Below are 26,746 nucleotides of genomic sequence, written 5' to 3' on the forward strand. Positions count from 1 at the left end.
CGGTCTATCAGATCGCCATGGCAGCGCGTACATCGGCCTCGGATTCGGAACCACCGGTTCCGCTGGAGGTGATCCGTCCGGCTTCGAGAATGTAGTAGTTCTGTGCCGATTCGAGCGCGAACCCGATGTGCTGCTCGACCAGCAGCACGCCGAGTCCGCCGCGTCGGGTCAGATCGAGAATGGTGCGTTCGATCTCGGCAACGACGGAGGGCTGAATGCCCTCGGTCGGCTCGTCGAGAATGAGCATCCTCGGTTCGGTGATGAGCGCCCGCGCGATCGCGAGCTGCTGGCGCTGACCACCGGAGAGCAGGCCGGCGCGTCGGGTCAGCAGTTCCTTCAACGCAGGAAAGAGGTCGAGTGCCTCGTCGATCAGCGCTTTTCCACGCTTGCGGCCGTCGGCGACGACCTGCAGGTTCTCAGCGGTGGTGAGCTGGCCGAAGGACTGCTGGCCCTGCGGGACATAGGCGAGCCCCCGAGAAACGCGGGCGCTCGGTCGCAGCGAGCTGACATCTTCACCGTCGAAGAGCACCTTGCCGGAGGTGACGGAGAGCAGTCCGACGGCAGCCCGCAGCAACGTGGTCTTGCCGGCGCCGTTGTGGCCCATCACAGCGGCTACCCCGTCGGCCGGGACGGTCAGTGACGCGCCGTGGATGACTTCGCTGCGGCCGTAACCGGTGCGTACGTCGACAAGTTCAAGCATTGCTCTCTCCTCGTGGTGTGGCGTCTCCCGCTTCGGCGACCTGATCGAGTTCTTCTCCTGCTGCGGCAGTTCCCAGGTACACCTCCTGGACCTTCGGATCCGCCTGCACTTCGGCGACGGTGCCCTCCGACAGGATGCGTCCACCGGCCAGCACCGTCACCGAGGTGGCGAAAGCCCGCATGAAATCCATGTCGTGTTCGACGACCACAACTGTTCGCTCCCCGCCGATTCGGCGCAGCAGCTCACCCGTCTCCTCGCGCTCCTCATGGCTCATCCCGGCGACCGGCTCGTCGAGCAGGAGCACATCGGCGTTCTGCACGAGCAGCATGCCGATCTCGAGCCACTGCTTCTGACCGTGCGCGAGGATGCCTGCAGGCTTGTCGCGCTCGGCCGTCAAACCGATCGTCTCCAATGCCTCCTCGATCTCGGCACTGACCGTTTTCCTCTTGCGGAGCATCGTCATCACCGATCGACCGGCACCGGCGGCGATGTCGAGATTCTGCAGCACCGAGAGCTGCTCGAAAATGCTTGCGGTCTGGAAGGTTCGACCCACCCCGAGACGAGCGATCTTGTGAACCTTCTTGCCGAGCAACTCGACACCGGATTTGGTGACCGATCCGGTGGCGGGTACGAGGCCGGTGATGGCGTCGATCAGCGTCGTCTTGCCGGCACCGTTGGGGCCGATGAGAAACCGAAGGTCGCCCTGCATCAGCGTGAGGTTCACATCGGTGTTGGCTTTGAATCCATCGAAGCTGACGGTGAGCCCGCGGACCTCGAGGTACTGACTCGACATTCCGGCGTTTCCACCGAAGGTGGGTTGGTGGCTGTCGGTGTGAATCATTTGACCAGCTCTTTCTCGTCGACATCGACCACGTCACCGGCATCGTCTGCCGATTTCTTGCGTCGCCGCAGAGCGAACAGACCGGCGACACCCGCCGGGAAGAATCCGACGACGACGATGAACAGCAGACCCTGCGCGTATGTCCACCCGGACGGGAACTGCTCGGACAAGGTGGTCTGCGCCCAGGCGACACCGAGTGCGCCGAGGACAGGGCCGAGCAGCGTGGTGCGCCCGCCGATGGCGACACCGATCAGGAAGGCGATCGAGGGGACGATGCCGACGTCGTTGGGGGAGACGATACCGACGATCGGCACGAACAGAGCCCCGGCGAGGCCGGCGAAGAACGCCGCGGTGACGTAGGCGACGACCTTGACGTTGGCGGGGTCGTAGCCGAGGAACCTGACGCGCTCCTCCTGATCTCGAACAGCCACCAGCAGTTCGCCGTAGCGCGAGTACATCAGCTGGCGGGTGATGGCGACGACGGCCAGCAGCACACCGGCGGCGATGAAGAACAGCATCTGCTTGTTGGCGGGGTCGTTGAGGTTGAATCCGAAGAAGGTGCGGAACCGGTTGAGTCCGTTGGATCCTCCGGTCGTCTGCTGGCCGATGAGCAGGATCGCGAAGGCAGCGGCGAGTGCCTGGCTGAGGATGGCGAAGTAGGCACCCTTGACGCGTCGCTTGAACACCCCGAGCCCCAGCACCAGCGCGACGAGCCCCGGCACGAACAGAATTCCGACGATGGTCACGAACGGAGAGGTGAACGGCACCCAGTACGAGGGCAACTCGCGGATACCGGCGATGGACATGAAATCCGGTACGTCGTCGCCCGCTATCTCTGCGTCGGCGATCTTGAGGTGCATCGCCATCATGTAGGCGCCTAGCCCGAAGAAGACACCCTGACCGAGCGTGAGCATTCCGCCTCGGCCCCAGGCCAGACCGATGCCGACCGCGACGATGGCGTAGCAGATGAACTTGCCTAGCAGGCTCAACCGGAAATCGCTGAGGACGGCGGGTGCGACGGCGAACAGGAGGATGGCGGCGACCGCGAACCCGAGCCACGCCCCATATTTCTGGACGACGGTACTCATACCAAACTCCTTGTCTTGACCGCGAACAGGCCTTGCGGGCGGGCTTGGAGGAAGATCACGATGAGGACGAACACGATGACCTTCGCGATCGATGCGGTCGTGCTGTACTCGATGAACGAGTTCAGGATGCCGAGTGCGAACGCGGCGATGACTGCGCCCTTGATCTGTCCGAGGCCGCCGACGACGACGACGAGGAAGGCGTCGATCAGGTAGCTCTGGCCGACGGTGGAACTGGTCGACCCGATGAGTGTCAGTGCGACTCCGGCGACTCCGGCGAGTCCGGAGCCGATGAAGAACGTCGAGATGTCGGTCCTGCGACTCGAGATGCCTGAGGTTTCGGCGAGATCGCGGTTCTGCACCACAGCGCGGATGCGTCGACCCATCGGACTCTTCTTGAGCGCGACCGACAGTGCGATGACGCAGATGATCGCGAGTACGAGGATGAAGATGCGGGTCTTGGGGACGACGGCACCGAGGATGTCGACGCCGCCCGTCAACCAAGCGGGGGAGACGACGTTGACCGCCGGCGCCCCGAAGATGTCTCGGGCCAGCTGTTGCAGTACGAGTCCGACGCCGAACGTGACGAGCAGAGTGTCCAGCGGTCGGTGGTACATCCGCTGGATGAGGGTGACCTCGAGCAGGACGCCCATGGCGCCGCCGACGAGGAATCCGACAATCAGCGAGATGAACAGTGACGCTCCGCCGGTGGAGAGAACCTGCTGCACGACGTACGCGGTGTACGACCCGGCCATGATGAACTCACCGTGGGCCATGTTGATGACGCCCATCTGACCGAACGTCAGCGACAGGCCCAGAGCGGCGAGCAAGAGGATCGATCCGATACTCAGGCCGGTGAACAGCTGCCCGACTACGACATCCATATGAGGCTCCTTCTAGGCGGCTGCGCCACATGTGAGTGGAAATACATAGCGGGCTATGTATTTCCACTCACATGCGCGGAGCGCCTGGGTCAGTTGAGGTCGTCGGCCCAGTCGTAGGTTTCGAGGAACGGATCGGGCTCGATCGGTGCCGGCGACTCCCAGATGGTGTAGATCAGACCGTCGGGGCGGATCTCACCGATACGCGCGGTCTTGGTGATGTGGTGATTGTCGCCGTCGATGGTCACTTCGCCTTCCGGTGCTGCGAAGCTGACGCCGTCTGCGGCTGCCTGAATGTCACTGACTGCGAACGAGTCCGCCTTCTCTACGGTGTTCTTCCACAGGTAGACCGAGGTGTACGCGGCCTCCATCGGATCCGATGTGGGCTTGTTCTCGCCGTACTTCGCCTTGTAGGCGGCGACGAATGCGGCGTTCTCCGGAGTGTCGACGGTCTGGTAGTAGTTCCAGGAGGTGAGCTGGCCGGCGATGTTCTCCGCACCGATGCCTGCAACCTCTTCCTCGGCGATCGACACCGAGATCACCGGCATGTCCGCAGCATTGAGGCCGGCGTTGGTGTACTCGCGGAAGAACGCGACATTGGAATCGCCGTTGAGGGTGTTGAACACGGCGTCGGCGTCTGCTGCGCGCACCTTGTTGATGATGGTGGAGAAGTCGGTGGAGCCGAGTGGGGTGTAGTCCTCGCCGAGGATCTCGATGCCGTTGGCCTCGGCGTACGCCTTGATCTCGCGGTTGGCGGTCTGAGGGAAGACGTAGTCGCTACCGACCAGATACAGCGAGGTGACGCCCTGTTCCTTGAGGTAGTCCAGGGCGGGAATGATCTGCTGGTTGGTTGTCGCACCGGTGTAGAAGATGTTCTCCGATGCTTCGAGGCCCTCGTACTGCACGGGGTAGTACAGCAGCGCGTCGTTGTCCTCGAAAACCGGGAGCATCGCCTTGCGCGAGGAGGAAGTCCAGCCGCCGAACACTGCTGCGACACAGTCGCTGCTGATCAGCTTCTCCGCCTTCTCGGCGAATACGGTGGGCTCCGACGCGCCGTCCTCGGCGACGACCTCGATCTGCTTGCCGTTGACTCCGCCGGAGGCGTTGATCTCCTCGACGGCCAGTGCGATCGAATCACGCACTGTCACTTCGCTGATGGCCATCGTGCCGGAGAGGGAGTTGAGCGATCCGACCTTGATGGTGTCACCGGAGGTGTCTACGCAGGACTCGACGGCACTTGCGCCGTCACCGGTGTCGGTGTCACCGGCACGGCTACCGCACGCGGTGAGTGCCAAACCGACCATTGCCAGTGCAGCTGGGGCAACCAGCGCACGAGTAGCAAACTTGTTGGAGGGAAAAGCAGGCATCTTTGACGCCCTTTCGCTTGTATACGGACCTGTATTCGCGATTGCAGACATTAAGGGCCGGTTATTGCGTAAATGTGTTGTGCGGTGACAAGTTCGTTTCGAGGATTACCAGTGTGTAAACACCCCAGGTCGGCCCGGTTTGTCGGGTTCGTGCTGGAACGGTGCTGAAAGAATGACAATCCTGCTTGACTTTTGGTGACAAGTCGGCTTGACTTTTCCCATGCGCGACGCACCGAGGACCAACAAGGTGCGCGACTACCGCAAAGCCGCGCGGCTCACACAGGCGGAACTGGGCAAGGCGTGCGGAGTCAGCAGGCAGAGCATCGTTTCGGTGGAGGGTGGCGACTATGCGCCGAGCGTCTACCTCGGCCTGAAACTTGCGAAAGCTCTGGGCACCACTGTCGAAATACTGTTCGCAGGCGAGGAGTGACGAGCATGAGTACCTTCACCAAAGCAATGCGCTTCGTCGGAGATCTGGACGACGAGTTCTACCACGACGAGCGTCAGCGAGACGTCTGGAACGAGGCCTCGGCCATAGGGTTTCAGCTGTTCCTCTGGTGCTCTCTGATTGCCGGGGCGGTTCTTCCGTGGGTCGCCGGGGTCCCCGGAAGTTACACGGCCCTCGGAATACTCCTGGTCCTACTGACGATCAGCTGGATCGTCACGGCGTACACCAAGAGTCGCGGCGTGGACATGCAGACCTCGCAGAAACTGATACGGCCGAGACTGTTCCTGTACCTGGGGCTCTACTTCACCGCAGCTATCGGCATAGTGGTGACGCTGGTCTTCTCCGATGCAGACGGAAGCGTCCGGTCGCCGACGATCGTCGGCATGGTTTTCGGTGCAATTCTCGGGCTGGTGTGCGCCGCATACGGTATCGCCCGCAGCAAACGCCTCGCGCGCGAGGACGAGATCGAGGCCGAGAACCTCGAACGGAGCGAACTGCTCGAACGCAACGGGGAGTGAGCGGCACGAATGCCCGCGCTGGTGGATGTCACTATTCCGCTCGAGAACGAGGAAATCTGACAGCCCAGTCCAGTACGGTCGCCTCTCATGGGGAGAGGCGCAAAGTACACAGAGACCGGACCGACGCAGATCGGTGACAACGTTTGGGCGTTCATGTGGGAGCCCGGAAGCTGGGGGGAGACCAACACCGGGGTGCTCGTGGACCCCGGCGCGGCCACGATGGTGCTCGACACCGTGTGGGATACGGTCCGGGCCGAGCAGATCGCCGCTGAGACCGCCGAGCTGGTGGGTGACGCACCGATCACCGAGGTGATCAACACTCACTCCGACGGAGATCACTGGTGGGGCAACGACACCGTTCCCGCCGACGCCCGAATCACGACGAGCGCTGCATCTCTGCATGCGATGAAGGAGGAGACGCCGCCCGCGGGTGTCGACGCGTTCGCCACGCTCGGTTCGTTGGTCAGGCGAGTACCGGGTCCGGTCGGTGCGATGGGTGGCTACATGAACAGGATTCGCGGTGGGGCCGCATTTCCGCGCACGCGTCCGCGACTGCCCGATCACACCTTCGAGTCGACCGAGACGATCACCGTCGGGCACCGGGACGTGCAGCTTCGATTCCTCGGCCCGGCCCACACCGAGGGTGATCTGATCGCCCACGTGCCCGATTGCGGCGTGGTATTCACCGGCGACCTGCTGTTCATCGAGTCGACGCCGGTCTTGTGGTTCGGCCCGCTCGGCAACTGGATCGATGCCCTGAACCACCTGATATCGCTCGACGCGGCCGTGTATCTGCCCGGTCATGGTCCGCAGTGCGGGGTTGCCGAGATTCGGGAACTCCGCGAGTACTGGCTGTGGGTCGATGCCGCCGGCAGGGAACAGTACAAGGCTGGTGTCGGGTCGGCGACCGCGGCACGGAACATGCTGTCCTCGCCCGAGTTTCGACGCTTTGCGCACTGGGATTCGCCGGAACGGCTGGTACTGAGCATGTCCACGTTGTACCGCCTGTGGCACGGTGAACCGGCCGCACCACCCACACTCGCTCGAAGAGCAAAAGCGTTCGCCGACGCCGGTTCACTGCTGCGGGCGGGCGGACCGACAGGCGTCAGGTTGCGGCGTGGCTACGGGCGCTGACGCGTCGGACCACGGCGAAGGCGATCAGACCGGCCACCACAAGTGCGATGCCGAGCCACACCGGACCGGAATCGGTGATCAGTAGGGCCGCGCCGACGATTCCGACGAACGTGGGGAACCAGGCGAAGAGATCGATGAGCGGTAGCGGCGGGTCCGTCGGTATCCCCGCCGCCATCTCGGCCTTGTTCGGCGCCACATCGGGGTACCACTCGGTGAACGCGACGGCGAACAGCATCGCGCCGATCTGCAGAATCCAACCGGTCCAGAAGTTGTCCGAGGAGTGCAGGACGATGATGCCGAACAGGCCCACGGTCGCCGAGAACGAGAAAGCCAACGCCCACGCGAGCGTGATCCGGTAGTTGACTGTCAAGAAGAGCGGGTTGTCCCACATCTCCGGGTCGACCTGTTCCTTCGCATACTCCAGGGTGAACGGATTGCGTAGCAGTATCGAGCCGAACGCGAAGACCACCAGTGCGAAGTTGGTCATCTCGCCGGACCACAACTCCATCCACGAGATGACCTCGGCAGATGCGAACAGGCCGATGGCGGCGATGATGGCGAAGTAGGCCACGTCGAACAGTTCCATCGCCTTGATCCTGGGGCGCCCGGTTCGATCGGTCGGCTTGCTTCGCTTCGCCCGCCGCTGGTGCCCGAGCACGAGGAACAGCAGCGCCATGCCCAGCGAGATGCTCGCCGCCTCTTCGAAGCGACCCGGGCCGACGATCAGCGACATCGCTATCCACGGCGCAAGCCCCGAGAGCGGAGATTCGACAAACGCATCGATCAGGCTGCGCCTGGGGGTGGCACTCTCGTCGGCCATGCAATCGATCCTGCATCCACGGAGGCGTCCGAGTAAACAACCCGACAGGGTGAAATCCGACAGGGTGAGATCTGCGGGTGCGGGGGTCAGCGGACCAGATACGGAGACACCGAACTGCGGTGCTCGTCGATGTCCAGATCCTTGCCGAGGGGCGGGAAGGCGCGCTGCGGACAGTTCGAACGCTCGCAGACGCGACAGCCCGCGCCGATGGGGGTGGCCACCGCGGCGCCGTGCACGTCCAAGCCGTCGGCATAGACGAGCCGGCCGGCATGCCGGATCTCGCAGCCCAGACCGATCGCGAACGTCTTGCCCGGCTGGCCGTAGCGCGCCGCGCGACGCTCGACGGTTCGGGCGATCCAGAGGTAGCTGCGTCCGTCGGGCATCTCGGCGATCTGGGTCATGATCTTGCCGGGATAGGCGAAGGTCTCGTAGACGTTCCACAGCGGACAGGTGCCGCCACTCGACGAGAAGTGGAACCCCGTCGCCGATTGCCGCTTCGACATGTTGCCGGCCCGATCGACACGGACGAAAGAGAACGGGACGCCTCGCAGTGCGGGGCGCTGGAGGGTCGAGAGTCGATGACAGATGGTTTCGTAGCTGACGGAGAAGAACGCGGATAGACGTTCGATGTCGTAGCGGTACTCCTCGGCCACATCGTGGAACTGGTGATATGGCAGCACCGTGGCAGCGGCGAAGTAGTTGGCGAAGCCGAGAACGGCGAGCTTTCTGGATGCTTCGCTCGTGAATGCGCCCTCCGCGACCATCGTGTCCAGGAGGTCTGCGCACTCCAGGTAGGCGAGTTCGGCTGCGAACCTGAACACCCGTTGTCCACCCGAGAGATGCGGCGAGATCTCCAACAGGCGCGTCTCGGGATCGAAGCGATGCAGCACGTTCTCACCGAGATCGATCCGGTGCACGATCTGCACCTCATGCACCGTCTGCAATCGCTTGGCGATCTCGCCGGCCACATCGGCGCGATGAAACCGGATGCGAGAGGTGAGCTCCTCCGCCGCTGTATCCAACTCGTGCAGGTAGTTCTGGCGCTGGTAGAAGTAGTCGCGGACTTCCTCGTGCGGCTTGGAAATCGAGCCACTTCCGCTGCCGTCGCTGAAGCGTTCCTCCGTTGCGGCGGCCAGCTGAGCGGTGGTGTTTCGGTAGCGGCGATGCATGTTGACCATCGCTCGCGCCAACTGCGGATGGGACGAGACCATCTGTGCGATCTCGTGTGCATCGGCGGCGATGCCCATGTCCTGGTCGAGCGCGACCTCGCGGAGTTCGGCGACCAGGCGCGTGTCGTCCTCGGAGGAAAAGAAGGAGGTGTCGACGCCGAACACCTCGGAGATGCGCAGAAGCACAGGGACCGTCAGCGGGCGCACGTCGTGCTCGATCTGATTGAGATAGCTGGCCGAAATCTCGAGCCGTCCAGCGAGCGCAACCTGGCTCATCTTGCGTTCGGTGCGTAGCTGCCGCAACCGCGCACCGACGAAGGTCTTCGACATGCGCACAGGTTACGCCTGCGAAGAAGGGGCTTAACAGCATTCGCGTCGGGCACCGCGGCGACTCTCCCGCTCGCAGTCGAGCGTCGGCGAATCAGGTGTGACCCGGGGCGCGAACCAAAGTGATTGCTGTCACAGCGGCTTGGCTATCTTGCTCGATTCAGACGTTTTTACAGGAAACTCGAGAGGGTCAAAAAGACCGTATGACCCGTTTACGAAATCCCCGTCACGAACTGCGGATTCACCCTACTGGCGAGTAGTGATGCTGTCCGATCCGAGAGGTTGCGGCCTCACAAAAATTAGCAACGTTAGCAAGGTGCGGTGAAAACCTAGCCGAGATTGGCACTAGCAACAGGTAGACGGGCCTTTTTCGTTGTGTCATTGTTTTGAAGAACACCCGCAGGGCCTGGCAACGGTGTGAAGAATTTCCGCAGCGAGCCGGCCGATCAGATCAGAAAAAGATACGGAGCTGACGATGTCGACCACCGGCACACCGAAGACCACCGAAGAGATCCAGAAGGATTGGGACACCAATCCCCGCTGGAACGGCGTGACACGCAACTACACCGCCGAGCAGGTTTCGAAGCTGCAGGGCACTGTCGTCGAAGAGGCAACACTTGCTCGTCGCGGCTCGGAGATCCTGTGGGATCTCGTCAACAACGAGGACTACATCAACTCGCTCGGAGCCCTCACCGGTAACCAGGCAGTTCAGCAGGTCCGCGCCGGTCTGCGCGCCATCTACCTCTCCGGCTGGCAGGTCGCCGGCGATGCCAACCTCTCGGGCCACACGTACCCGGACCAGAGCCTCTACCCGGCCAACTCGGTGCCGTCCGTCGTGCGCCGCATCAACAACGCGCTGCTGCGCGCCGACGAGATCGCCAAGGTCGAGGGCGACACGTCCGTGCAGAACTGGCTCGCTCCCGTCGTCGCCGACGCCGAGGCCGGCTTCGGTGGCGCTCTCAACGCATACGAGCTGCAGAAGGCCATGATCGCTGCCGGCGCTGCCGGCGTGCACTGGGAAGACCAGCTCGCGTCGGAGAAGAAGTGCGGCCACCTCGGCGGCAAGGTCCTCATCCCGACCCAGCAGCACATCCGTACCCTGACCTCGGCTCGCCTGGCGTCCGACGTCGCCGACGTTCCGTCGGTCATCATCGCCCGCACGGACGCCGAGGCCGCAACCCTCATCACCTCCGATGTCGACGACCGTGACAAGGAATTCCTCGACGGCACCCGCACGGCCGAGGGCTTCTTCGGCGTCAAGAACGGCATCGAGCCCTGCATCGCCCGCGCCAAGGCATACGCGCCGTACGCCGACCTCATCTGGATGGAGACCGGTGTTCCCGATCTCGAGGTCGCCAAGCGGTTCGCCGAGTCGGTTCGCAGCGAGTTCCCCGACCAGCTGCTCGCCTACAACTGCTCGCCTTCGTTCAACTGGAAGGCGCACCTGGACGACGCGACCATCGCGAAGTTCCAGAAGGAGCTCGGCGCCATGGGCTTCAAGTTCCAGTTCATCACCCTTGCCGGCTTCCACTCGCTCAACTACGGCATGTTCGACCTGGCACACGGCTACGCCCGCGAGGGCATGACCGCCTTCGTCGACCTGCAGGAGCGCGAGTTCAAGGCAGCCGAAGAGCGCGGCTTCACCGCCATCAAGCACCAGCGTGAGGTCGGTGCAGGCTACTTCGACCGCATCGCCACCACGGTCGACCCGAACACGTCGACGGCTGCTCTGAAGGGCTCCACCGAAGAGGGTCAGTTCCACTAAGCTGTTCCGCCTCCTTCGGATCTATCAGCGCACTAGTCAGGCGGCCCCAGCGTTTCGCTGCGGGCCGCCTGACTCGTATGACGCCGGCTCTGGGCGTTCCCCGGCAGAGTCCCCCCATCTCACCTGAAGCTGTTGCCCAGCAACATGACTGAAAAGGAGTGTGCCGTGACGGTTGAGCGAGTAGGCGTCGTCGGCGCCGGGCAGATGGGCGCCGGCATAGCCGAGGTCTGCGCCCGCGCGCATGTCGACGTGCTGGTCTACGAGCAAACACGTGAGCTGACGACCGCAGGACGCGCACGCGTCCTTCGGTCGCTGGACCGCGGCGTGAGCAGCGGCAAGATCACCGAGCGCGAACGTGAGCAAGCCGCCTGGCGGTTGCGCTTCACCTGCGATCTCGGCGACTTCGCCGACCGTCAACTCGTGGTCGAGGCAGTGTCGGAGGACGAGAAGATCAAGGCCGAGATCTTCGCAGAGCTCGACACGGTGGTCACGGATCCGAACGCGGTGCTCGCCTCGAACACCTCCTCCATTCCGATCATGAAATTGGGAATCGCGACGACGGCGCCGGAGCGCGTCGTCGGACTGCATTTCTTCAATCCGGTGCCGGTGCTCCCACTCGTCGAGCTCGTCACCACACTCAAGACCAGTGACGCGGTATCCGCGCGCGCCGAGACGTTCGCCGGCGACGTGCTCGGAAAGCAGGTAGTTCGATCTGCGGACCGTTCGGGTTTCGTGGTCAATGCACTGCTCGTGCCGTATCTACTCTCCGCCATACGCATGGTCGAGTCCGGTTTCGCCACGAAGGAAGACGTCGACAAGGCAACGGTGCTCGGGCTTGCGCACCCCATGGGTCCGTTGGCGCTGGCAGACCTCGTCGGACTCGACACGGTCAAATCCATTGCGGACTCGATGTACGCCGAATTCAAGGAACCGCTGTTCTCGGCGCCGCCACTGCTGCTGCGGATGGTCGAGGCCAATCTGGTCGGAAAGAAGTCCGGGGCGGGCTTCTACCAGTACGAGAACGGTCGCATCGCGAGATAGGGCGCAAGACAAGACAATGCGTGCATGTGGCGCGCGTCGGTACTGGCAACTCGAACCGTTACTGCGTAGCTTGGGTTCAGCGGCGCGACGGTGCGCCGACGAGCGGAACAGGGGACTCATCGGTGAGTACGTCGAAGAAGTCGGGTGGATTCCTCCCGAAGGCCTTTGGAATCGGTTTGGGAGTAACGGGCGCGGCGCACTTCGTCGTTCCGGAAGCGTTCGAGGGCATCACCAAGCTCCCGTTCCCCGAGGACACCAAGGACTGGATCAGCCGTAACGGCGCGACAGAGATCGCCGTGGGCGCGGCCATCGCCTACCCGAAGACTCGCAAGATCGGTCTCCTCGGGCTCGGTGCCTACCTCGGATGGTTGGGATTCAACGTCGCCCGCAACAGTTGAACTGTTGAATGAAACTCCTCTGAGATGGGAATAGGCAGCTCACGAGGATCCGGAGCTTGCCAGGCGAACAATGCGTGGGTAGCAATGTAGGCATGACTTCAGCTACCGCATACACAGCGACCGCACCGGACGCGCCGCTCGAGAAGGTCACCATCGAGCGGCGCGAGCTCGGTGCGAAGGACGTCCTCATCGAGGTCAAGTTCGCGGGCATCTGCCACTCCGACATCCACACCGCACGCAACGAGTGGGGCGGCACGACCTACCCCGTCGTTCCCGGCCACGAGATCGCCGGAATCGTCGCCGAGGTCGGCTCCGAGGTCACCAAGCACAAGGTCGGCGACCGCGTCGGTGTCGGCTGCTTCGTCGACTCCTGCGGTGAATGCGAAGCCTGCCTCGCCGGTGAGGAGCAGTACTGCTTCAAAGGTGTGACGCAGACGTACAACTCCAGGCTGGCGGACGGCACCACCACCCAGGGTGGGTATTCCACTCACATCGTCGTCACGGAGGGCTTCGTACTCTCGATTCCCGAGGGCATCGAGCTCGACGTAGCTGCTCCACTGCTGTGCGCTGGCATCACGCTGTACTCGCCGCTCAAGCACTGGGGCGCCGGACCCGGCAAGAAGGTCGCCATCATCGGCATGGGTGGACTCGGCCACGTCGGCGTCAGGATTGCACATGCACTCGGCGCCGAGGTGACCGTCCTCAGCCAGAGCCTCAGCAAGGAAGCGGACGGCAAGCGGCTCGGCGCGGATCACTACTACGCCACCTCCGATCGGGAGACGTTCAGGAAGCTCCGCGGCCGGTTCGACCTCATCATCAACACCGTCTCGGCCGAGATCGACATGGACAAGCACATGTCACTGCTCGCGATCAACGGCTCGCTCGTCATCCTCGGACTGCCGTCCGAACCCATCAAGGTGCGCGGCTTCAGCCTGGCGGCGAATCGCCGCAGTCTCGCCGGTTCCATGGTCGGCGGCATCGCGCAGACGCAGGAGATGCTCGACTTCTGCGCCGAGCACAAGATCGGCGCCGAGATCGAGACCATTGCGGCGGACCAGATCAACGAAGCCTACGAGCGTGTGCTGAAAAGCGATGTGCGCTACCGGTTCGTGATCGACGCGCAGACCTTCTAGACCCGCACGCCAGTGGCAGCGCCGCCCCGAGTGTCTAACTCTCGGCGAGTCGCTGCTTCTCCCGTTCGACGTCGAAACTCGCAGTCGGCCAATCCAGAGCCAACCGTTCGAGAGCCTCGATCAGCAGCTCCGCGACGGCGAGCCTGCTGTACCACTTGTTGTTGGCCGGGATGATGTGCCAGGGCGCGTAGTCGGTGCTGGTGCGGTCGATGACACGCTGATAAGCAGCCTTGTACTCGGCGAGGAACGCTCGCTCGGAGACATCGCTGGGATCGTACTTCCAGTGCTTCTCCGGGCGGTTCAGGCGATCCTGTAGCCGCGACCGCTGCTCCTCGGCGGACACGAACAGGGCAACTTTGATGATGAGGGTGCCCTCGTCGACAAGTTCCTTCTCGAAGGCGTTGATCTCGTCGAAACGCTCCTCCCACACCGCGCGGGGGACCAGGTCGTGCACGGCAACGACCAGCACGTCCTCGTAGTGCGAGCGATCGAAAACACCGATTCGACCACCGCGAGGGAGTGCTTTGCGGATCCGCCACAGAAAGTGGTGCTGCTTTTCTTCCTTCGAAGGCACACCGAAGGATGCGAGATCGACGCCCTGTGGATCGACCATGCCGATCACGTGGCGAACGATGCCGCCTTTGCCGGCGGTGTCCATTCCCTGCAGCACGAGCAGGATCGACCGAAGGTCCCCGGAACGCCCGTGCGCGTAGAGCATCTCCTGGAGGTCGGACAATCTGGCGCCGCGTTCGGCGAGCAGTTCCTCACCGTCGGTCTTGTCGCCTTCGAACCCGGGGGTGGCGGCGTAGTCGATATCGGTGACGCGGGTGTCGGCGGTTGCCCTCAGTACCTCCACCGCAGGTGAGGACCACAGCTTCTCGCTCTTTTTCGATGTGTCGGCCATGACTTCAGACCATAACCGCCGCTCAGCAGTTGTTCGGTGAAGGCGCACCCGCGAATCGGTCGGCGATCCAGTTCTCGAGTAGGGGGCCGGGATCGACCGAGTGTCCTTGACCTTCGAGTTCGACTCGGAGGACGGTGTCGCCGAGTTCGCATGCGCGTCCGAGTGCGTCCTCGGTCCATGCCGGTCGCACGATGTCGTCAGCGTCTCCGTAGACGGCAAGGATCGGTGCCGACGAAGGGGCTTTGGGCAGTGCGTAGTCCTGCAACCGCATGGTGAGTTGGCCGGCTGCTTCGGTGTCCGTTGCAGTGGTGTCGCCGGCGTCGATTCGCCCGGCCACCGCTGAGCGAGCCGCAATCCCTTCGGGGCCGCAGGAGCCGAGTTCCGCGGAGCGCTCGCCGAGCAATCCGTGCAAATGTTCGGATGGTTCGATCGACGGATCGACGGCGGCCGCACCCTCGACGATGACCGGATACAGCGCCTGCTGCCCACCGGAAAGCGTCGAGGTCTGGGCCAGCGCGACGACGGGCGAGACGTCCAGCGCGGGCGCGAGAACTGCCGTTCCCAGAAGTTCGAGGCCATCGCCGTAGAGGTCGTTGTATTCGTTCGCGGCCCACGCGGCATGTCCGCCCTGAGACGTTCCGGCAGCAACCCATCGTGTGGACAGACTCGGGTCCAGGTTGCGGGCGCCGCGTACGGAATCGATGACGTTGAATCCAGCGGTCCGCGGCTCCAGGTAGGGATGCGGTGGGGAGTCGACGCTGCTGCTCAATCCCTGATAGTCGGTGTAGACCACGGCATATCCCTGCTGCAGCAGGAACGAGACCGCACCGGCGTCACCGGCCAGCTCGCTCGCCTCCGTCGGTGCGCAGCCGGGGGTGATGCCGACGGTGCCGTGCGCGTAGGCGACGACGTGGTGACCCTCTGCGGGCGCGGGGTCACCGGGCACGAACAGGGCGCCGGTGACCTTCGTGGATTCACCGGTGACGCCGGATATCGAGTTGTAGACGAAAGTGGCGGCGACGGTGCCGTCGGGGAAGTCGTTCGGATCGAACTCGGTGTCGGTCGAGGTCGACACTATCGATCCGCGCGCCGCGACGGCCTCGTCGGTGGCCGTGGGTGGTGACGTCGAGTAGGCGGGTGCTGCCGTGTCGGTGGCGCAGGCACCGAGCGCGGCGCAGATGACGACCGATGCGCTCGCAACAGCCGTCGTAGTTCCTCGGGACCGTCCACGCGTAAGGGCTTGCACGTCGAGAATCAAAGCACGTCGAGAATCAAAACACCTCGGGCCAAGCGCGACCGCTGGCTACTGCAGCGGCGTTGCGAACAGTGGAACAGCGTTCTCGATCGCGTACAGGGTCCCCGGAACCGAGGCACTGGAGAACGCGTTGCTGAGAACCTGATCGTCGAGGACCACCAGTCGGCCATCGAGCGCGCTGGGGAGATTCTGGATGGAGGGATCGTCTTCGATGACCTCGGCGGTGTCGCCGATCGGGAACATGACAGTCAGGTCGGCGTCGAGCACGGACGCATTCTCCGCCGACAGATTCACCGAGAATCGGCCTTCCTGCGCGAGTTCCTGGATCTCGGCGTCGTTGACGAATCCGAGTCGCTTCATGAAATCGACCCGTACGTCTCCGTCGACGTAAGCGCCCAGCTGGCCGCTGTACACGGTGCCGACGGCGACGGTCTTGTCGGCGAATTGTGGGTTGGCCTGCACCGCTGCATCGAAGGCCGCGTCGGTCTCGTCGATGAGCCGGCGGCCCTCGTCCACCTTGCCCAGTGCTTGGGCAACGAGCTCGGTCTGGCCGTCCCAGCTGGTGCCGTAGGCAATGTCGGTGCCCTCGGGGGCGGCGACGGTGGGAGCGATCTCGGAGAGCTCGTCGTAGATGTCCTGCTCGTTGCTACTGCGGGTCCACAGGATGAGGTCGGGCGCGAGCGCCGCCACCGATTCCATCGAGATCTCGTTGGTGCCGATGATCGTCGGGGGTGTGTCGTAGGAATCCTCGACCCACGGGCCGAGGCCGTCGCCGCCGACACCGAGCCAGTCGCTCGCGCCGACCGGCTGCACGCCGAGCGCGAGCGCGGTTTCGGCGTCGGACCAACCGAGTGCGACGACTCGCTGCGGGTCCTCGGGCACGGTCACCTCGCCGAAGATCGTGCTGACGGTGGCACCCTCGGGCGATGCGGAGTCGGTATCGGAAGCCGAGTCCGAGCTGGTGCACGCGGACACGGTCAGTGCGGCGACGAGGGCCAGACCTGGGACGAGAATCGAGAGACGGGATTTGCGCATAGGTAAAGCTAACCTATGTCGGCGGTTTTAGGGAACCTGTGCGCTGCCTGCAGAGCGGGTTCTCGTGAGTAGGCTCGGATGCATGGCAGCCGACTACACAGAACCCAGCCCGGAAACATCGATCGAGGATCGGCTCGAGGCCACCCGCGAGGAGTCCGACGAACCGCTGTCGATTCCCACGGAAGCTGATCCCGCCGACGTCGTCGAACAGCACATCGAGGTCCCCATCGACCCCGAGGACGAGCGCTAGTCTGCCGTCCCAGGCTCTTGGCTTGCCCGTTCCTCGCGCGCCTGTTCGTCGACGAGCGGGTGGGGCTGAGAGTTGAACTTCGCGGGTGAGCCGTTTGCCATCGCCACGCCGTGGATTCCGCCCCAGGTCATCATGCTGAGGTAGTCGATGAGGTCCTCGGCCGACATCGACTTGTTCGATATCCACCAGTGCGTTGCCAGCTGGACGGCGCCGACGATCGCAAACGCCCACGGCACCGAACCACCTGAATCCATCTGACGGGCGCGCAGGCGCTCACCGAGCACGGTGGCGAGCAGTTCCGCGATCATGCGTTCGGATTCGGCGACGACGTCCCGGTTGCTGTTGGCGTTGTTCGACATCACGTAGAGGTAGACCTCGGGGTCGGTGGCGACCGTCTCGACGTATGCGGTGATGACCGCTCGGGTGAGGCTGTACTCGTCGAGCTGCTCCGAGATGGCGAGGTAGATCCGCGGCGCCAGGGTCGTCTCGACATACCGGCTCATCGTTGCGGTCGTCAGATCGCTCTTGTCGGTGAAGTAGCGGTAGAGAACCGTCTTGGAAATACCGATCTCCGACGCGATCTCGTCCATCCCGATGTCTCGGCCGCGCAGCCGGATTGCTGCGAGGGTGCCGTCGACGAGTTCCTCGCGACGCGCGATCTTGTGCTCGCGCCAGCGCCGTTTCCGTCCGTCCGGCTTCTCCGTCTTGGCCCCCGACTTCGTGTCGCTCGTGCCCTCTGATGTCGCATTACTTGCCACGTGTGCCCGCCGTATCCCATCGTCGACTGCTCCGTGGATCAGCTTAGGCGTCCGCAGCCTCGCTCGCGCGCAGCGCGTCGGGCGGTGGAGGGGCTCGCGGGCGCAGGCACAATGGCGGTGTGCAACTGATGAATTTCGACGACGCCACCAAGCGGCGCGATCTCCGCAAGATGAAACTCGTCGCGACAGGGTTCCTCGCATTCGCAACGGCTGTCTATTTCTTCTGCCGTTGGCAGGAGTCGCAGGGCGCAGGCGAGTGGGTCAGTTACGTGCGCGCGTCCGCGGAGGCCGGGATGATCGGTGGACTCGCGGACTGGTTCGCGGTGACAGCTCTGTTCAAGCACCCCTTGGGCATTCCGATTCCGCACACCGCGATCATCAGAAAGAAGAAGGATCAGCTCGGGACGAGCCTCGGATCGTTCGTGGGCGACAACTTCCTCGCGCCCGACGTGGTGTCGGAGAAGGTGCAGTCGGCGCAGATTCCGCTGCGATTGGGCACGTGGCTGGCCGAACCTCGCAATGCCGAACGCGTCGCCGCCGAATCGTCGACGCTGTTGCACGGAGTTGTCGGCGTGCTCAACGACGAGGACATCACGCAGGTGATCGACAACACCATCGTCCGCAGGCTCGCCGATCCGCAGTGGGGGCCGCCCATCGGACGGGTGCTCGACGAGTTGATCAAGGAGAACCGGCAGCTCCCGCTGATCGACATGCTCGCCGAACGCGCACACCAGTGGGCGCTGAGCAGTCAGGACACCATCGACCGGGTCATCTCCCGTGACTCGCCGACGTGGTCGCCGAAGTTCGTCGACACACTCCTCGGCGAGAAGATCTACAAGGAGATCGTCGAATTCACGTGGAAGGTCCGCTCGAACCCGCAGCACGAACTGAGATTGGCCGCCAACAAGTTCCTCGTCGACTATGCCCACGATCTGCAGCACGATCCGGTAACCATCGAGAAGGCCGAATCGCTCAAGTCGCAGATCATGGGCCGCGAGGAGATCACCAGCCTCGCCGCTGCGACGTGGAAGGTAGCCAAGCGACTCATCACCGAATCGGTGGACGACCCGTCGAGCACCTTGCGGGTGAAGATCAAGGAGAACGTCGAGAGCTGGGGCGCGCGTATCCGTGACGATGACGTACTGCGCGACAAGGTCGACGGTTGGCTGCTCGGCGGCGCTCGGTACGTGGCGGCGAACTACGCCGACGAGATCACCACGATCATCACCGACACGGTCGCCCGCTGGGACGCCGAGGAAGCGAGCAGCAAGATCGAGCTGCAGGTGGGTCGGGATCTGCAGTTCATCCGTATCAACGGCACGGTCGTCGGCGCCCTGGCGGGTCTGACGATCTACACGGTGTCCGATCTGATCTTCGGGTAGCCGAGACCAGCGCTAGCAGAGTGCTTGCTATAGCTAGCACCCTTCGGTATCGTCTTGCCCGTACGCCGGAACCACAAGTTTCGAGATACGGATCGAGTGGTGAGCATGACCCCAAAAGACGATGATCAGATCGACAGTCAGGGGATAGTCGCCAAAGTGTCCGAGGCAACGGAGGTCGTAGCCGAGGCGAGTGATCTCGTCGCGAGTGTCGTGACCACTGCGGCGTCGGATATCGGCAGTTACATCCGCAGCCAACGCGAGGCTGCCCAGGTTTCGATGCGGCAACTCGCGACGAGGGCGGGGGTGAGCAACCCGTATTTGAGCCAGATAGAGCGCGGGTTGCGGAAGCCATCCGCAGAGGTGCTCACGCAGATCGCCAAGGGTCTGCGAATGTCCTCGGAAGCGTTGTACGTACGGGCCGGGTTCTTGGAAGAACGTCCGCACGGTCCAGTTCGAGATGCCTTGCTCGGCGACACAGAGATCACCGAACGACAGAAGCACGTGCTGATGGAGATCTACGACTCGTTCCGTCGTGAAAACGAGCAGACGCAGAACACGGCCGAGACCACACCGCCGGTGTCGGCACCGCAAGATGTCAGCAGCGAACCGCCAATCACTCATCAGGAGTTTTTCCATGACTGACCCCAAGAACTTCGACAACGTCCGGACACCCATCTACGCAGCCGTCGGCGCCGGTGACGCGGTCGTGCAGGCAGTGGCCGACGTCGTCGCGCAGGTGCGTTCGCGCGCCGAGACCCGCGGCGGTGAGGTGACCGAGCGTGTCGATACCGCTCGCGCTCGCATCGCCGACCTGTCCGAGGACGTCACCGAGGGTGTCGAATCCCTTCGCGAGCGGTTGACCGCTCTGCCCGCCGAGCTGCCCGACGAGATCGCCGACCTCCGTGAGCGTTTCACCCCCGAGGAACTGCGCAAGGTTGCCGAGGCATACCTGAAGGTCGCATCGGACCTGTACACCTCGCTCGCAGAGCGCGGTGAAGAAACAGTCGAGCGCATCCGGCGTACACCTGCCATCGAAGAAGGCCTCGAGCGCGCCAACGCGGCAGCAAACGACGTCGTCGATCTGACCGAGCAGGCACTGGGCACCGTGGCGTCGCAGACCCGCGCAGTCGGCGAGCGCGCCGCAGCACTTGCAGGCGTGGCGTCGGACAAGGTTCGCGAGTCCGCTGAAGAGCTCGCCGACGAGATCGACGAGGCCGGCGAGGACGCCAAGGAAGCAGCCACCTCGGCCTCGGACAAGGTCAGCGGCCAGGCGGGCAAGGTCGAGTCCAAGACCCGCGGCACCGACAGTTCGCCCATCAAGAAGGCCGCACCGGCCAAGAAGGCCACACCGGCACCGGCTGCGAAGAAGACCGCCGCTCCGGCCAAGAAAGCACCGGCGAAGAAGACCACTCGCTGAACGTGAGCTTCACGGCCCCTGCACCTCACAGTGCGGGGGCCGTTTTGCGTAGTATGGGGTCGTGCAAACCGTCTACAGCGCGCAGGCCATGGCTTTCTGGATACTGCAGCTCATCTCGCTTGTCGGCGCTGTCATAGCGTTGTTCCACGCTGTGCGTCAGCGTTCCGACGCGTTTCCCGCAGTCGGCAAACTCACCAAGCCGGCCTGGCTGGGAATCCTGGGCGTGGCCACACTACTCATGATCGTCGGACCAGGAATCATCTTCCTGTGGGTCATCGGCGTCGTCGCGGTATGTGTCTACCTGGTCGACGTACGACCTAAGGTCGACGCGATTCAACGCGGCCCACGCTGGTAAACCGACCCAACCAAGGAGAGATATACGTGGTCACACGGAGAGCAGCACGGGGAGCACTTCTCGGAATCGGAGGGCTGGCAGCCACGGCGGGAGTCGGGGCGTTCATGCTCCGCCGCCGGCAGCAGCGGTCCTTCACCAAGACCACCGAGGCCCCGCGCAACGCTCTGCTGTCTGCGCCCACGCACGACGCCCGCCTGGTACCGGTCGTCACCGACGACGGTGCCGAACTGCACGTGCGCGTGTACGGGGATCCCGAGGGGCAGCCGATCGTGTTCAGCCACGGTTGGACGTGTTCGGCCGACTACTGGATTCCGCAGATCAACGCGTTCGCCGAGAACTACCAGGTGATCGTCTACGACCAGCGCGGCCATGGTCGTAGCGACGTCGGGACACGGCCGTTGGGGCCGGACGTACTCGCCGACGACCTCGCCGACGTCCTCGCCGCCACGGTGCGCGAGAGCAACAAAGCCGTCCTCGTCGGACACAGCATGGGTGGCATGTCGATCATGGCTTGGGCGGGCCGCTACCCGGACCAGGTCGATCTCCTCGTCAGTGCCGTGCTGCTGGCGAGCACGGCGACGGACTCCTTGGTCAGGGAAACGACGGTGATCCCGTTACCGCAGCGCTTCCCGCGGGTGCCGGTGCCTGTAGGACGCCGGCTCCTGGGTTCGGCGGTGCCGCTGCGACCGTCATCGGTGACCCGTCAGGCAATCAAGTACGTGTCCATGGCTCCGGGTTCGACACAGGCCGAGGTCGCGTTCTGCGAGAAGATCGTGCTCGAGTGCAAACCGCAGACCCGCGGCATCTGGGGCGCGGCACTGACCGATCTCGACATCTACGAGGCCCTGGCGAACATGAGTGTGCCCACGTCGGTGCTCGTCGGGTCCGCCGACCGCCTCACGCCCCCCGTGCACGCCCGCAAGCTCGCGCAGGCGCTGGACGCGCACGATCACCTGAGCAAGCTCATCGAGATCCCCGGCATCGGGCACATGACCTCGGTCGAGGCCATCGACGAGTTCAACACCGAGGTTGCCCGGCTTCGCGGCTTGGGCTGAGGCCGCATCAGCTGAAGACGACGGTCTTGCTTCCGTGTACGAGGACTCGGTCTTCGAGGTGCCAGCGCAACCCGCGTGAGAGCACCAGCTTTTCGATGTCGCGCCCCTGACGGACCATGTCGGCGACCTCGTCGGCGTGATCGACACGAATGACGTCCTGCTCGATGATGGGCCCGGCGTCCAGTTCGGCCGTGACGTAGTGGCACGTTGCGCCGATGAGTTTGACGCCGCGTGCGAACGCCTGGTGGTAGGGCCGCGCACCGACGAACGACGGCAGGAAGCTGTGGTGGATGTTCAGTGCGCGCCCGGACCAGTGTTTGCACAGCTCCTCGGGGAGGACCTGCATGAACCGTGCGAGGACAACCGCGTGCGGGTCGTAGGAATCGACGAGGGAGCGTACTTCGTCGAATGCCGGTCCGCGTTCGGCCGGATCCTTCGCGAATTCGACGTGGTGGAACTGGATTCCGTGCGCGGAGGCAACGGGTTCGAGCGACTTGTGGTTACCGATCACCGCCGAGATCTCCGCGGGCAGCTCCCCGCCTGCAGCCCGTCCCAGCAGGTCGTGGAGGCAGTGGGCCTCCTTGCTGACGAGCACCACCACACGCTTCTTCTCCCCTGAATCGTGCAGTGACCACTCGGTTTCCGGGCCGATGTCCGCGGCGACGGGCTCGAACCTCGAACGCAACTCGTCGATGCTCATGCCCACGGATGAGGCGCGCACCGCTTGGCGGGTGAAGAACCAACCTGTGTCCGGGTCGGCGTGGTACGCCGCTTCGACGATCCAGCCACCGATATCGGCCAGAAATGTCGAGATCCTGGCCACGATGCCGGTGCGGTCGGGGCATCCCAGGGACAGAACGTAGCGGTGGTCGTCGGCGATACCTGAACTCATGACGCCGATTCTCTCAGGACGCCCGGTCGCCTGTTGCGACCAGTGTCGTGGCGTCGACGAAATCCACACCGCGGGCGGTCAGCAGTTCGAGGAACCGGACTCGGATCGACTCTCGGGTGGCGTCGTCGTACCCGCTGAGCCCGCCGCGGAAACCGCTGCCCAGGATGAGATTCCAGGCGAAGTCCGCGGTGACGGGAATGAAATTGGACAGCTCGCTCACCTGTACCGAGGTGCACCCGGCGTGCTCGAGCCAGGTGCTCAGCCTGGCGGGTGTCTCCACGCGCCTGATGGGATGGCGCTGGTAGTCGTCCGCGGAGAGCGGGCCGTGATGAGCATGACTTTCCGGACTGCGTGCGGATGCGAACTCTTCGACGACCTCGAAGAATGCCCGCCCGAACTCTTCGAGTGCGCCCTTGCGCCACACTGTCACCCCGACTCGGCCACCGGGCCGAACCAGGCCCACCAGGCGTGCGAAGTCCGCTTCCATATCGGGGAGGAAGAAAATGCCGTACGAGCAGGCCAACGCGTCGTACCCTTCGCCAATGGCGCCCGGCGCCTCCCATTCCGTTGCGTCGGCGCACACGAAGTCGATGTTGCGTAGCGCGGACGCCGCCGCCTTCGCGCGGCCCAGCTCGAGGAGATCGTCGGCGAGATCGATTGCATGCACGACGCCGCTGGGCCCGACGGCCCGCCCCGCAGGTAGCGCCGACGCACCCGACCCGGCACAGGCGTCGAGCACCGATTGCCCTGTGGTGAGACCCAGCGCGAATGTCAGGGCCTGCCCAGCAGGGCCCCACACGACTGGAGTGACAGCGTCGAAATACTCGCTCGTGGACTGGAATGTCTCGGCGATACGGGAATCGGACATAACCGCAGAGCTTAGCCGCGGCAGGCCTGTGATTGGGTGGTCACATGTCACTCACACGGGGCGCCCTGGCCCGCATGGTCGATCACACACTCCTCAAGCCGGAAGCGACACCGCAGGACGTCACCGCGCTCATCGAGGAGGGACTCGCTCTCGGTGTCCTCGCGGTCTGCGTCTCGCCGTCGATGTTGCCGGTGCGGGCCGGCGGACTCGTCGTCGCAGCGGTGGCGGGATTCCCGTCGGGCAAACATCATTCGCTTGTCAAGGGTGCCGAAGCGAGACTTGCAGTGGATCAGGGAGCCAACGAGGTCGACATGGTGATAGACGTCGGAGCTGCGGTCGCCGGTGACTACAACGCCGTGCTGTCCGACATCCTCACCGTGCGTGAGGCGATGGGCCCGACCGCCGTTCTGAAGGTCATCATCGAGTCGGCTGCGCTGACCGACGAGGCGATCGTCGAAACGTGTCTGGCCGCGGAGAAGGCGGGCGCCGACTTCGTCAAGACGTCTACGGGCTTCCACCCGGCGGGCGGGGCGAGCGTCGAGGCGGTCCGGCTCATGGCCGACACAGTCGGTGGCAGGCTCGGGGTCAAGGCCAGCGGCGGCATCCGCACCACGGATGCCGCCCTGGCGATGATCGAGGCGGGTGCTACCCGGTTGGGGCTGTCCGGCAGCCGAGCTGTGCTCGCGGGAGTGGAGCCTGCGGAATGACCCATTTCCAAGGGCTATCGGGCTAGATTTCGCTCAGGCGAGCAGACCGCAGCCCTCGGGTGCCTCCACCGTCTGATCGGCTTGTCGCGGCGGAATCACGTACGCGCCGCCTTCGAGTTGCAGCTCGATTCCGGTGTCGGTGACCGTGAGGGATGTCGGTGTCATGTCGAGTGGATACTGCTGCAGGCTGTCGGACAGGATTCCGACGATGCTGTCGACGAGGTCCGTCGGGATGCCGAGGCCGAGGATCGATGCATCGACTGTCCGGACGTCGACGCGATCTCCGGCGACCGTCGGTTCGACGGTGAGCTGCGCGAGGCCGCCGATCGCGAAGGAGAGCGTCCCCGTGGATGCGTCGGAGGTGACGTCGGAGACGAGGCCGCCGATGCCCTGTGATTGCAGCGTTGCCGCGATTCCTTCGGTGGACCACGCGATGTCGGCGTTCGAGCTGCCGATGGTGCCGCCGGACTCTGCCGATTGCTCGAGATCGACGTCCTCGACCTCCGCGCTGACCGTCATGTCGACGGCGGGGCCGAACCGCGCGTCGTTGCTGTCGAGGGTGACCGAGGAGACCTGCTTGTCGACGAGGGAGATCAGGATCGGCTTCCAGCCCAATCCGACCTCGACTTCGCTGCCCAGTTCGTTCTCGAGTTGGCCGGCGAGGCAGGACTTGATCTGTTGACGGACATAGAGTTCTCCGCCCAGCAGTGCGGCGACGAGGACGAGAACCACCAGAACCGCGATCATGGGAGCTTTGCGACGAGTCATTCGTGGCAGTCTTCCCGATAAGTCTGAAAGAGCTCTGTGAATCTCGAATCGTCGGAGCGTCGCCGCCGAAACGACCTGCCAATTATTGTGATGTGTAACACATTGTGTCGTATTCTGGTCTGCATGAGTTCGACACGGTCGACCGAGCAGTTGCACCGGCTGGCGACGAGCCAGGACGGCTACTTCACCACCGAACAGGCGGGGGAATTGGGCTTCGATCAGGCTGGTGTGCACGCCAGTCTGCTCGCGGGTGATTGGACCCGGGTGGAGCGCAATCTGTATCGCCTCGCCGGGTGGCCGCACAACGACCTCGAGAAGTTCGCGATGTGGTGTGCGTGGTTCGGCGGTGAGGCTGTGATTTCGCACCAGAGTGCGGCCGAACTCCATGGGTTCGGACATCTGCACCCGCAGTTCGTGCACGTGTCCGCCCACACGAATCTGCGCCTGACCGATACGCGACTGGCAGTGCATCGATTGCAGCTCAGTGCGCGCGACGTGGAGTCGACGGGGACCTTTCGAATCACAACTCCGGTTCGAACGGTCCTCGATCTTGCCGCCGGGGGAATTTCGCAGGTGACCCTCGACGAGGTGGTCGGTGACGCCGTCGCCATCGGGCGGGCCGACGCCGGGCTGCTCTACACCGAGGCGGTGAGCTGCCCCGAACGTGTCGCGGAACGGGTGGAGCTGGCTCTGTCTGCCTGTACCTAGCGCTCGGTGCGAGGTTGCACGACCGACCAGGGAACGGTGAGGACGTTGTCGCGTTGGGTTCGGCGCGGCACCACCGCGGGGGTACCGGTCGCCGCCAGCTGCTTCAGTGCGGCCCGCCATCGCAGTCGGGGGCCGAACGGTGCCAGCGGCGCAGCGTTGGACCAAGCGCGGTCCGCGGACTGCAGCAGAGCGTGAATGTTCTCGCCCGGGACGTTGCGGTGGATGAGTGCCTTGGGGAGGCGCTCCGCGATGTCCGACGGGGTATGCACGGTGAACGGGTCCCATGCCAGCGTCAGTGAGATCGGCCCGGAGGCGTCGAGCAGAATCCACGCGCACCGACGCCCGAGCTCGTCGCAGGTGCCGTCGACCAGCAGCCCGCCGGGGGCCAGCCCGGAAAGGATGCGCGACCAGGCGTCGGGGACTGCATCCTCGGGGTACTGCCGCAGGACGTTGAACGCGCGGACGAGATTCGGGCGCAGGCCGGCAAGTTCGAAACCGCCGCGGGCGAAAGTGACGTTCTCGGTGGACGGGACCACCCGTGCCGGATCGATCTCGAGGCCCGTGACACGCAGGTCCGGCCGGATCGTCCTGAGCCTGCGCGCCAGTTCCAGGGTGGTGTCGGGCCGGGCCCCGTAGCCGAGATCGACGACGTGGGGATCGTCGGCACGTGCGAGGGCCTGCCGAATCTGCGGGCTGTGCACGAGCCAGCGATCGCTGCGTCGCAGCCTGTTGATACCGGTGGTCCCGCGAGTGATAGTGCCGACC

Annotated in this window: 30 protein-coding genes; 15 read left to right on the forward strand and 15 right to left on the reverse strand. The window is 64.2% G+C overall.

What is annotated here, in order from left to right; genetic code table 11:
- Positions 1 to 7 precede the first annotated feature (7 nt).
- The 5 genes from urtE to urtA form a co-directional block, all read right to left on the reverse strand.
- Entirely contained in the window at positions 8 to 700 is a 693-nt protein-coding gene (gene urtE, locus J1M86_RS06620) for an urea ABC transporter ATP-binding subunit UrtE (RefSeq protein ID WP_075839168.1), read from the reverse strand.
- Positions 693 to 1,541, reverse strand: coding sequence for an urea ABC transporter ATP-binding protein UrtD (gene urtD / locus J1M86_RS06625; protein WP_075839169.1), 849 nt, complete (start codon positions 1,539 to 1,541; stop codon positions 693 to 695). The genes urtE and urtD overlap by 8 nt, the downstream gene beginning before the upstream one ends.
- Positions 1,538 to 2,629 (reverse strand): urea ABC transporter permease subunit UrtC, encoded by a 1,092-nt coding sequence (urtC, locus tag J1M86_RS06630; RefSeq protein ID WP_206509287.1) that lies wholly within the window; start codon positions 2,627 to 2,629, stop codon positions 1,538 to 1,540. The genes urtD and urtC overlap by 4 nt, the downstream gene beginning before the upstream one ends.
- Positions 2,626 to 3,510, reverse strand: a complete 885-nt coding sequence (gene urtB / locus J1M86_RS06635; RefSeq protein WP_206509288.1) for an urea ABC transporter permease subunit UrtB — start codon at positions 3,508 to 3,510, stop codon at positions 2,626 to 2,628. Before urtB ends, urtC begins: the two co-directional genes overlap by 4 nt.
- Before the next feature lie 89 nt (positions 3,511 to 3,599).
- Positions 3,600 to 4,874, reverse strand: coding sequence for an urea ABC transporter substrate-binding protein (urtA, locus tag J1M86_RS06640; RefSeq protein ID WP_206509289.1), 1,275 nt, complete (start codon positions 4,872 to 4,874; stop codon positions 3,600 to 3,602).
- A 220-nt stretch (positions 4,875 to 5,094) separates the two neighbouring features.
- Between urtA and J1M86_RS06645 the strand changes: the two genes are divergently transcribed.
- From J1M86_RS06645 to J1M86_RS06655, 3 genes are all read left to right on the forward strand, one after another.
- Entirely contained in the window at positions 5,095 to 5,304 is a 210-nt protein-coding gene (locus J1M86_RS06645) for a helix-turn-helix transcriptional regulator (protein ID WP_075839170.1), read from the forward strand.
- Positions 5,305 to 5,309: 5 nt separating this feature from the next.
- Positions 5,310 to 5,840 (forward strand): hypothetical protein, encoded by a 531-nt coding sequence (locus J1M86_RS06650; protein ID WP_206509290.1) that lies wholly within the window; start codon positions 5,310 to 5,312, stop codon positions 5,838 to 5,840.
- Positions 5,841 to 5,927: 87 nt separating this feature from the next.
- Positions 5,928 to 6,974, forward strand: coding sequence for an MBL fold metallo-hydrolase (locus tag J1M86_RS06655; protein WP_206509291.1), 1,047 nt, complete (start codon positions 5,928 to 5,930; stop codon positions 6,972 to 6,974).
- On the opposite strand, the gene J1M86_RS06660 is transcribed toward J1M86_RS06655, so the two are convergent.
- Together J1M86_RS06660 and ramB are read right to left on the reverse strand one after the other, a co-directional pair.
- Positions 6,946 to 7,794, reverse strand: coding sequence for a hypothetical protein (locus J1M86_RS06660; RefSeq protein ID WP_206509292.1), 849 nt, complete (start codon positions 7,792 to 7,794; stop codon positions 6,946 to 6,948). The genes J1M86_RS06655 and J1M86_RS06660 overlap by 29 nt on opposite strands.
- An 86-nt stretch (positions 7,795 to 7,880) precedes the next feature.
- The gene (ramB, locus tag J1M86_RS06665) at positions 7,881 to 9,293 is read right to left on the reverse strand and encodes an acetate metabolism transcriptional regulator RamB (RefSeq protein ID WP_206509293.1); all 1,413 of its coding nucleotides are present in this window, start codon (positions 9,291 to 9,293) and stop codon (positions 7,881 to 7,883) included.
- A gap of 472 nt (positions 9,294 to 9,765) precedes the next feature.
- On the opposite strand from ramB, the gene aceA reads away from it, so the two are divergent.
- From aceA to J1M86_RS06685, 4 genes are all read left to right on the forward strand, one after another.
- Positions 9,766 to 11,055: an isocitrate lyase gene (aceA, locus tag J1M86_RS06670; protein ID WP_206509294.1), complete on the forward strand. Its 1,290-nt coding sequence runs from the start codon at positions 9,766 to 9,768 to the stop codon at positions 11,053 to 11,055.
- 144 nt (positions 11,056 to 11,199) lie between these two features.
- Positions 11,200 to 12,096 carry a 3-hydroxybutyryl-CoA dehydrogenase gene (locus J1M86_RS06675; RefSeq protein ID WP_206509295.1) on the forward strand — a complete coding sequence of 299 codons (897 nt, stop codon included), beginning with the start codon at positions 11,200 to 11,202 and terminating at the stop codon, positions 12,094 to 12,096.
- Positions 12,097 to 12,218: 122 nt separating this feature from the next.
- A complete protein-coding gene (locus tag J1M86_RS06680; protein WP_075839215.1) occupies positions 12,219 to 12,494 on the forward strand; it encodes a hypothetical protein in 276 nt (91 codons plus the stop codon).
- A gap of 92 nt (positions 12,495 to 12,586) precedes the next feature.
- Entirely contained in the window at positions 12,587 to 13,627 is a 1,041-nt protein-coding gene (locus J1M86_RS06685) for an NAD(P)-dependent alcohol dehydrogenase (RefSeq protein WP_206509296.1), read from the forward strand.
- Positions 13,628 to 13,661: 34 nt separating this feature from the next.
- Here J1M86_RS06685 and J1M86_RS06690 read toward each other — a convergent pair whose 3' ends face one another.
- The 3 genes from J1M86_RS06690 to J1M86_RS06700 are packed head-to-tail and all read right to left on the reverse strand — an operon-like array spanning position 13,662 to position 16,821.
- Positions 13,662 to 14,531, reverse strand: a complete 870-nt coding sequence (locus J1M86_RS06690) for a polyphosphate kinase 2 family protein (protein ID WP_206509297.1) — start codon at positions 14,529 to 14,531, stop codon at positions 13,662 to 13,664.
- Between the two features lie 22 nt (positions 14,532 to 14,553).
- Positions 14,554 to 15,777, reverse strand: a complete 1,224-nt coding sequence (locus J1M86_RS06695; protein WP_307786548.1) for a lipase family protein — start codon at positions 15,775 to 15,777, stop codon at positions 14,554 to 14,556.
- A gap of 57 nt (positions 15,778 to 15,834) precedes the next feature.
- Positions 15,835 to 16,821, reverse strand: a complete 987-nt coding sequence (locus J1M86_RS06700) for an iron-siderophore ABC transporter substrate-binding protein (RefSeq protein ID WP_206509299.1) — start codon at positions 16,819 to 16,821, stop codon at positions 15,835 to 15,837.
- Between the two features lie 82 nt (positions 16,822 to 16,903).
- On the opposite strand from J1M86_RS06700, the gene J1M86_RS06705 reads away from it, so the two are divergent.
- On the forward strand, positions 16,904 to 17,071 hold the full coding sequence (locus J1M86_RS06705) for a hypothetical protein (protein ID WP_158050636.1): 168 nt from the start codon (positions 16,904 to 16,906) through the stop codon (positions 17,069 to 17,071).
- Here J1M86_RS06705 and J1M86_RS06710 read toward each other — a convergent pair.
- Complete coding sequence (locus J1M86_RS06710; RefSeq protein ID WP_206509300.1) at positions 17,068 to 17,829, reverse strand: TetR/AcrR family transcriptional regulator; 762 nt, start codon at positions 17,827 to 17,829, stop codon at positions 17,068 to 17,070. The genes J1M86_RS06705 and J1M86_RS06710 overlap by 4 nt on opposite strands.
- Positions 17,830 to 17,957: 128 nt before the next feature.
- On the opposite strand from J1M86_RS06710, the gene J1M86_RS06715 reads away from it, so the two are divergent.
- From J1M86_RS06715 to J1M86_RS06735, 5 genes are all read left to right on the forward strand, one after another.
- Positions 17,958 to 19,211, forward strand: coding sequence for a DUF445 domain-containing protein (locus J1M86_RS06715; protein ID WP_206509963.1), 1,254 nt, complete (start codon positions 17,958 to 17,960; stop codon positions 19,209 to 19,211).
- Positions 19,212 to 19,307: 96 nt separating this feature from the next.
- On the forward strand, positions 19,308 to 19,853 hold the full coding sequence (locus J1M86_RS06720) for a helix-turn-helix domain-containing protein (RefSeq protein WP_230555274.1): 546 nt from the start codon (positions 19,308 to 19,310) through the stop codon (positions 19,851 to 19,853).
- Positions 19,846 to 20,628, forward strand: coding sequence for a heparin-binding hemagglutinin (locus J1M86_RS06725; protein ID WP_206509301.1), 783 nt, complete (start codon positions 19,846 to 19,848; stop codon positions 20,626 to 20,628). Before J1M86_RS06720 ends, J1M86_RS06725 begins: the two co-directional genes overlap by 8 nt.
- An 88-nt stretch (positions 20,629 to 20,716) precedes the next feature.
- Positions 20,717 to 20,983, forward strand: a complete 267-nt coding sequence (locus tag J1M86_RS06730; RefSeq protein WP_075839174.1) for a DUF2516 family protein — start codon at positions 20,717 to 20,719, stop codon at positions 20,981 to 20,983.
- A gap of 26 nt (positions 20,984 to 21,009) precedes the next feature.
- A complete protein-coding gene (locus J1M86_RS06735) occupies positions 21,010 to 22,038 on the forward strand; it encodes an alpha/beta fold hydrolase (protein WP_075839175.1) in 1,029 nt (342 codons plus the stop codon).
- 7 nt (positions 22,039 to 22,045) lie between these two features.
- Here the strand turns inward: J1M86_RS06735 and purU are convergent, their stop codons facing one another.
- Positions 22,046 to 22,930, reverse strand: coding sequence for a formyltetrahydrofolate deformylase (gene purU / locus J1M86_RS06740; protein WP_075839176.1), 885 nt, complete (start codon positions 22,928 to 22,930; stop codon positions 22,046 to 22,048).
- A 13-nt stretch (positions 22,931 to 22,943) separates the two neighbouring features.
- Entirely contained in the window at positions 22,944 to 23,798 is an 855-nt protein-coding gene (locus J1M86_RS06745; RefSeq protein WP_206509302.1) for a class I SAM-dependent methyltransferase, read from the reverse strand.
- Between the two features lie 44 nt (positions 23,799 to 23,842).
- Between J1M86_RS06745 and deoC the strand changes: the two genes are divergently transcribed.
- A complete protein-coding gene (deoC, locus tag J1M86_RS06750) occupies positions 23,843 to 24,505 on the forward strand; it encodes a deoxyribose-phosphate aldolase (RefSeq protein WP_206509303.1) in 663 nt (220 codons plus the stop codon).
- A gap of 33 nt (positions 24,506 to 24,538) precedes the next feature.
- On the opposite strand, the gene J1M86_RS06755 is transcribed toward deoC, so the two are convergent.
- Positions 24,539 to 25,273, reverse strand: coding sequence for a DUF2993 domain-containing protein (locus J1M86_RS06755; RefSeq protein ID WP_230555175.1), 735 nt, complete (start codon positions 25,271 to 25,273; stop codon positions 24,539 to 24,541).
- A gap of 123 nt (positions 25,274 to 25,396) precedes the next feature.
- On the opposite strand from J1M86_RS06755, the gene J1M86_RS06760 reads away from it, so the two are divergent.
- A complete protein-coding gene (locus J1M86_RS06760) occupies positions 25,397 to 25,981 on the forward strand; it encodes a type IV toxin-antitoxin system AbiEi family antitoxin (protein ID WP_075839178.1) in 585 nt (194 codons plus the stop codon).
- Here the strand turns inward: J1M86_RS06760 and J1M86_RS06765 are convergent.
- Positions 25,978 to 26,736, reverse strand: coding sequence for a class I SAM-dependent methyltransferase (locus J1M86_RS06765; RefSeq protein WP_206509965.1), 759 nt, complete (start codon positions 26,734 to 26,736; stop codon positions 25,978 to 25,980). The two genes, J1M86_RS06760 and J1M86_RS06765, sit on opposite strands and share 4 nt — an antisense overlap.
- Between the last annotated feature and the right edge of the window lie 10 nt (positions 26,737 to 26,746).

The organism is Rhodococcus sp. KRD197 (assembly GCF_017168235.1).
In the GTDB taxonomy this organism is placed as follows: Bacteria; Actinomycetota; Actinomycetes; order Mycobacteriales; family Mycobacteriaceae; genus Rhodococcoides.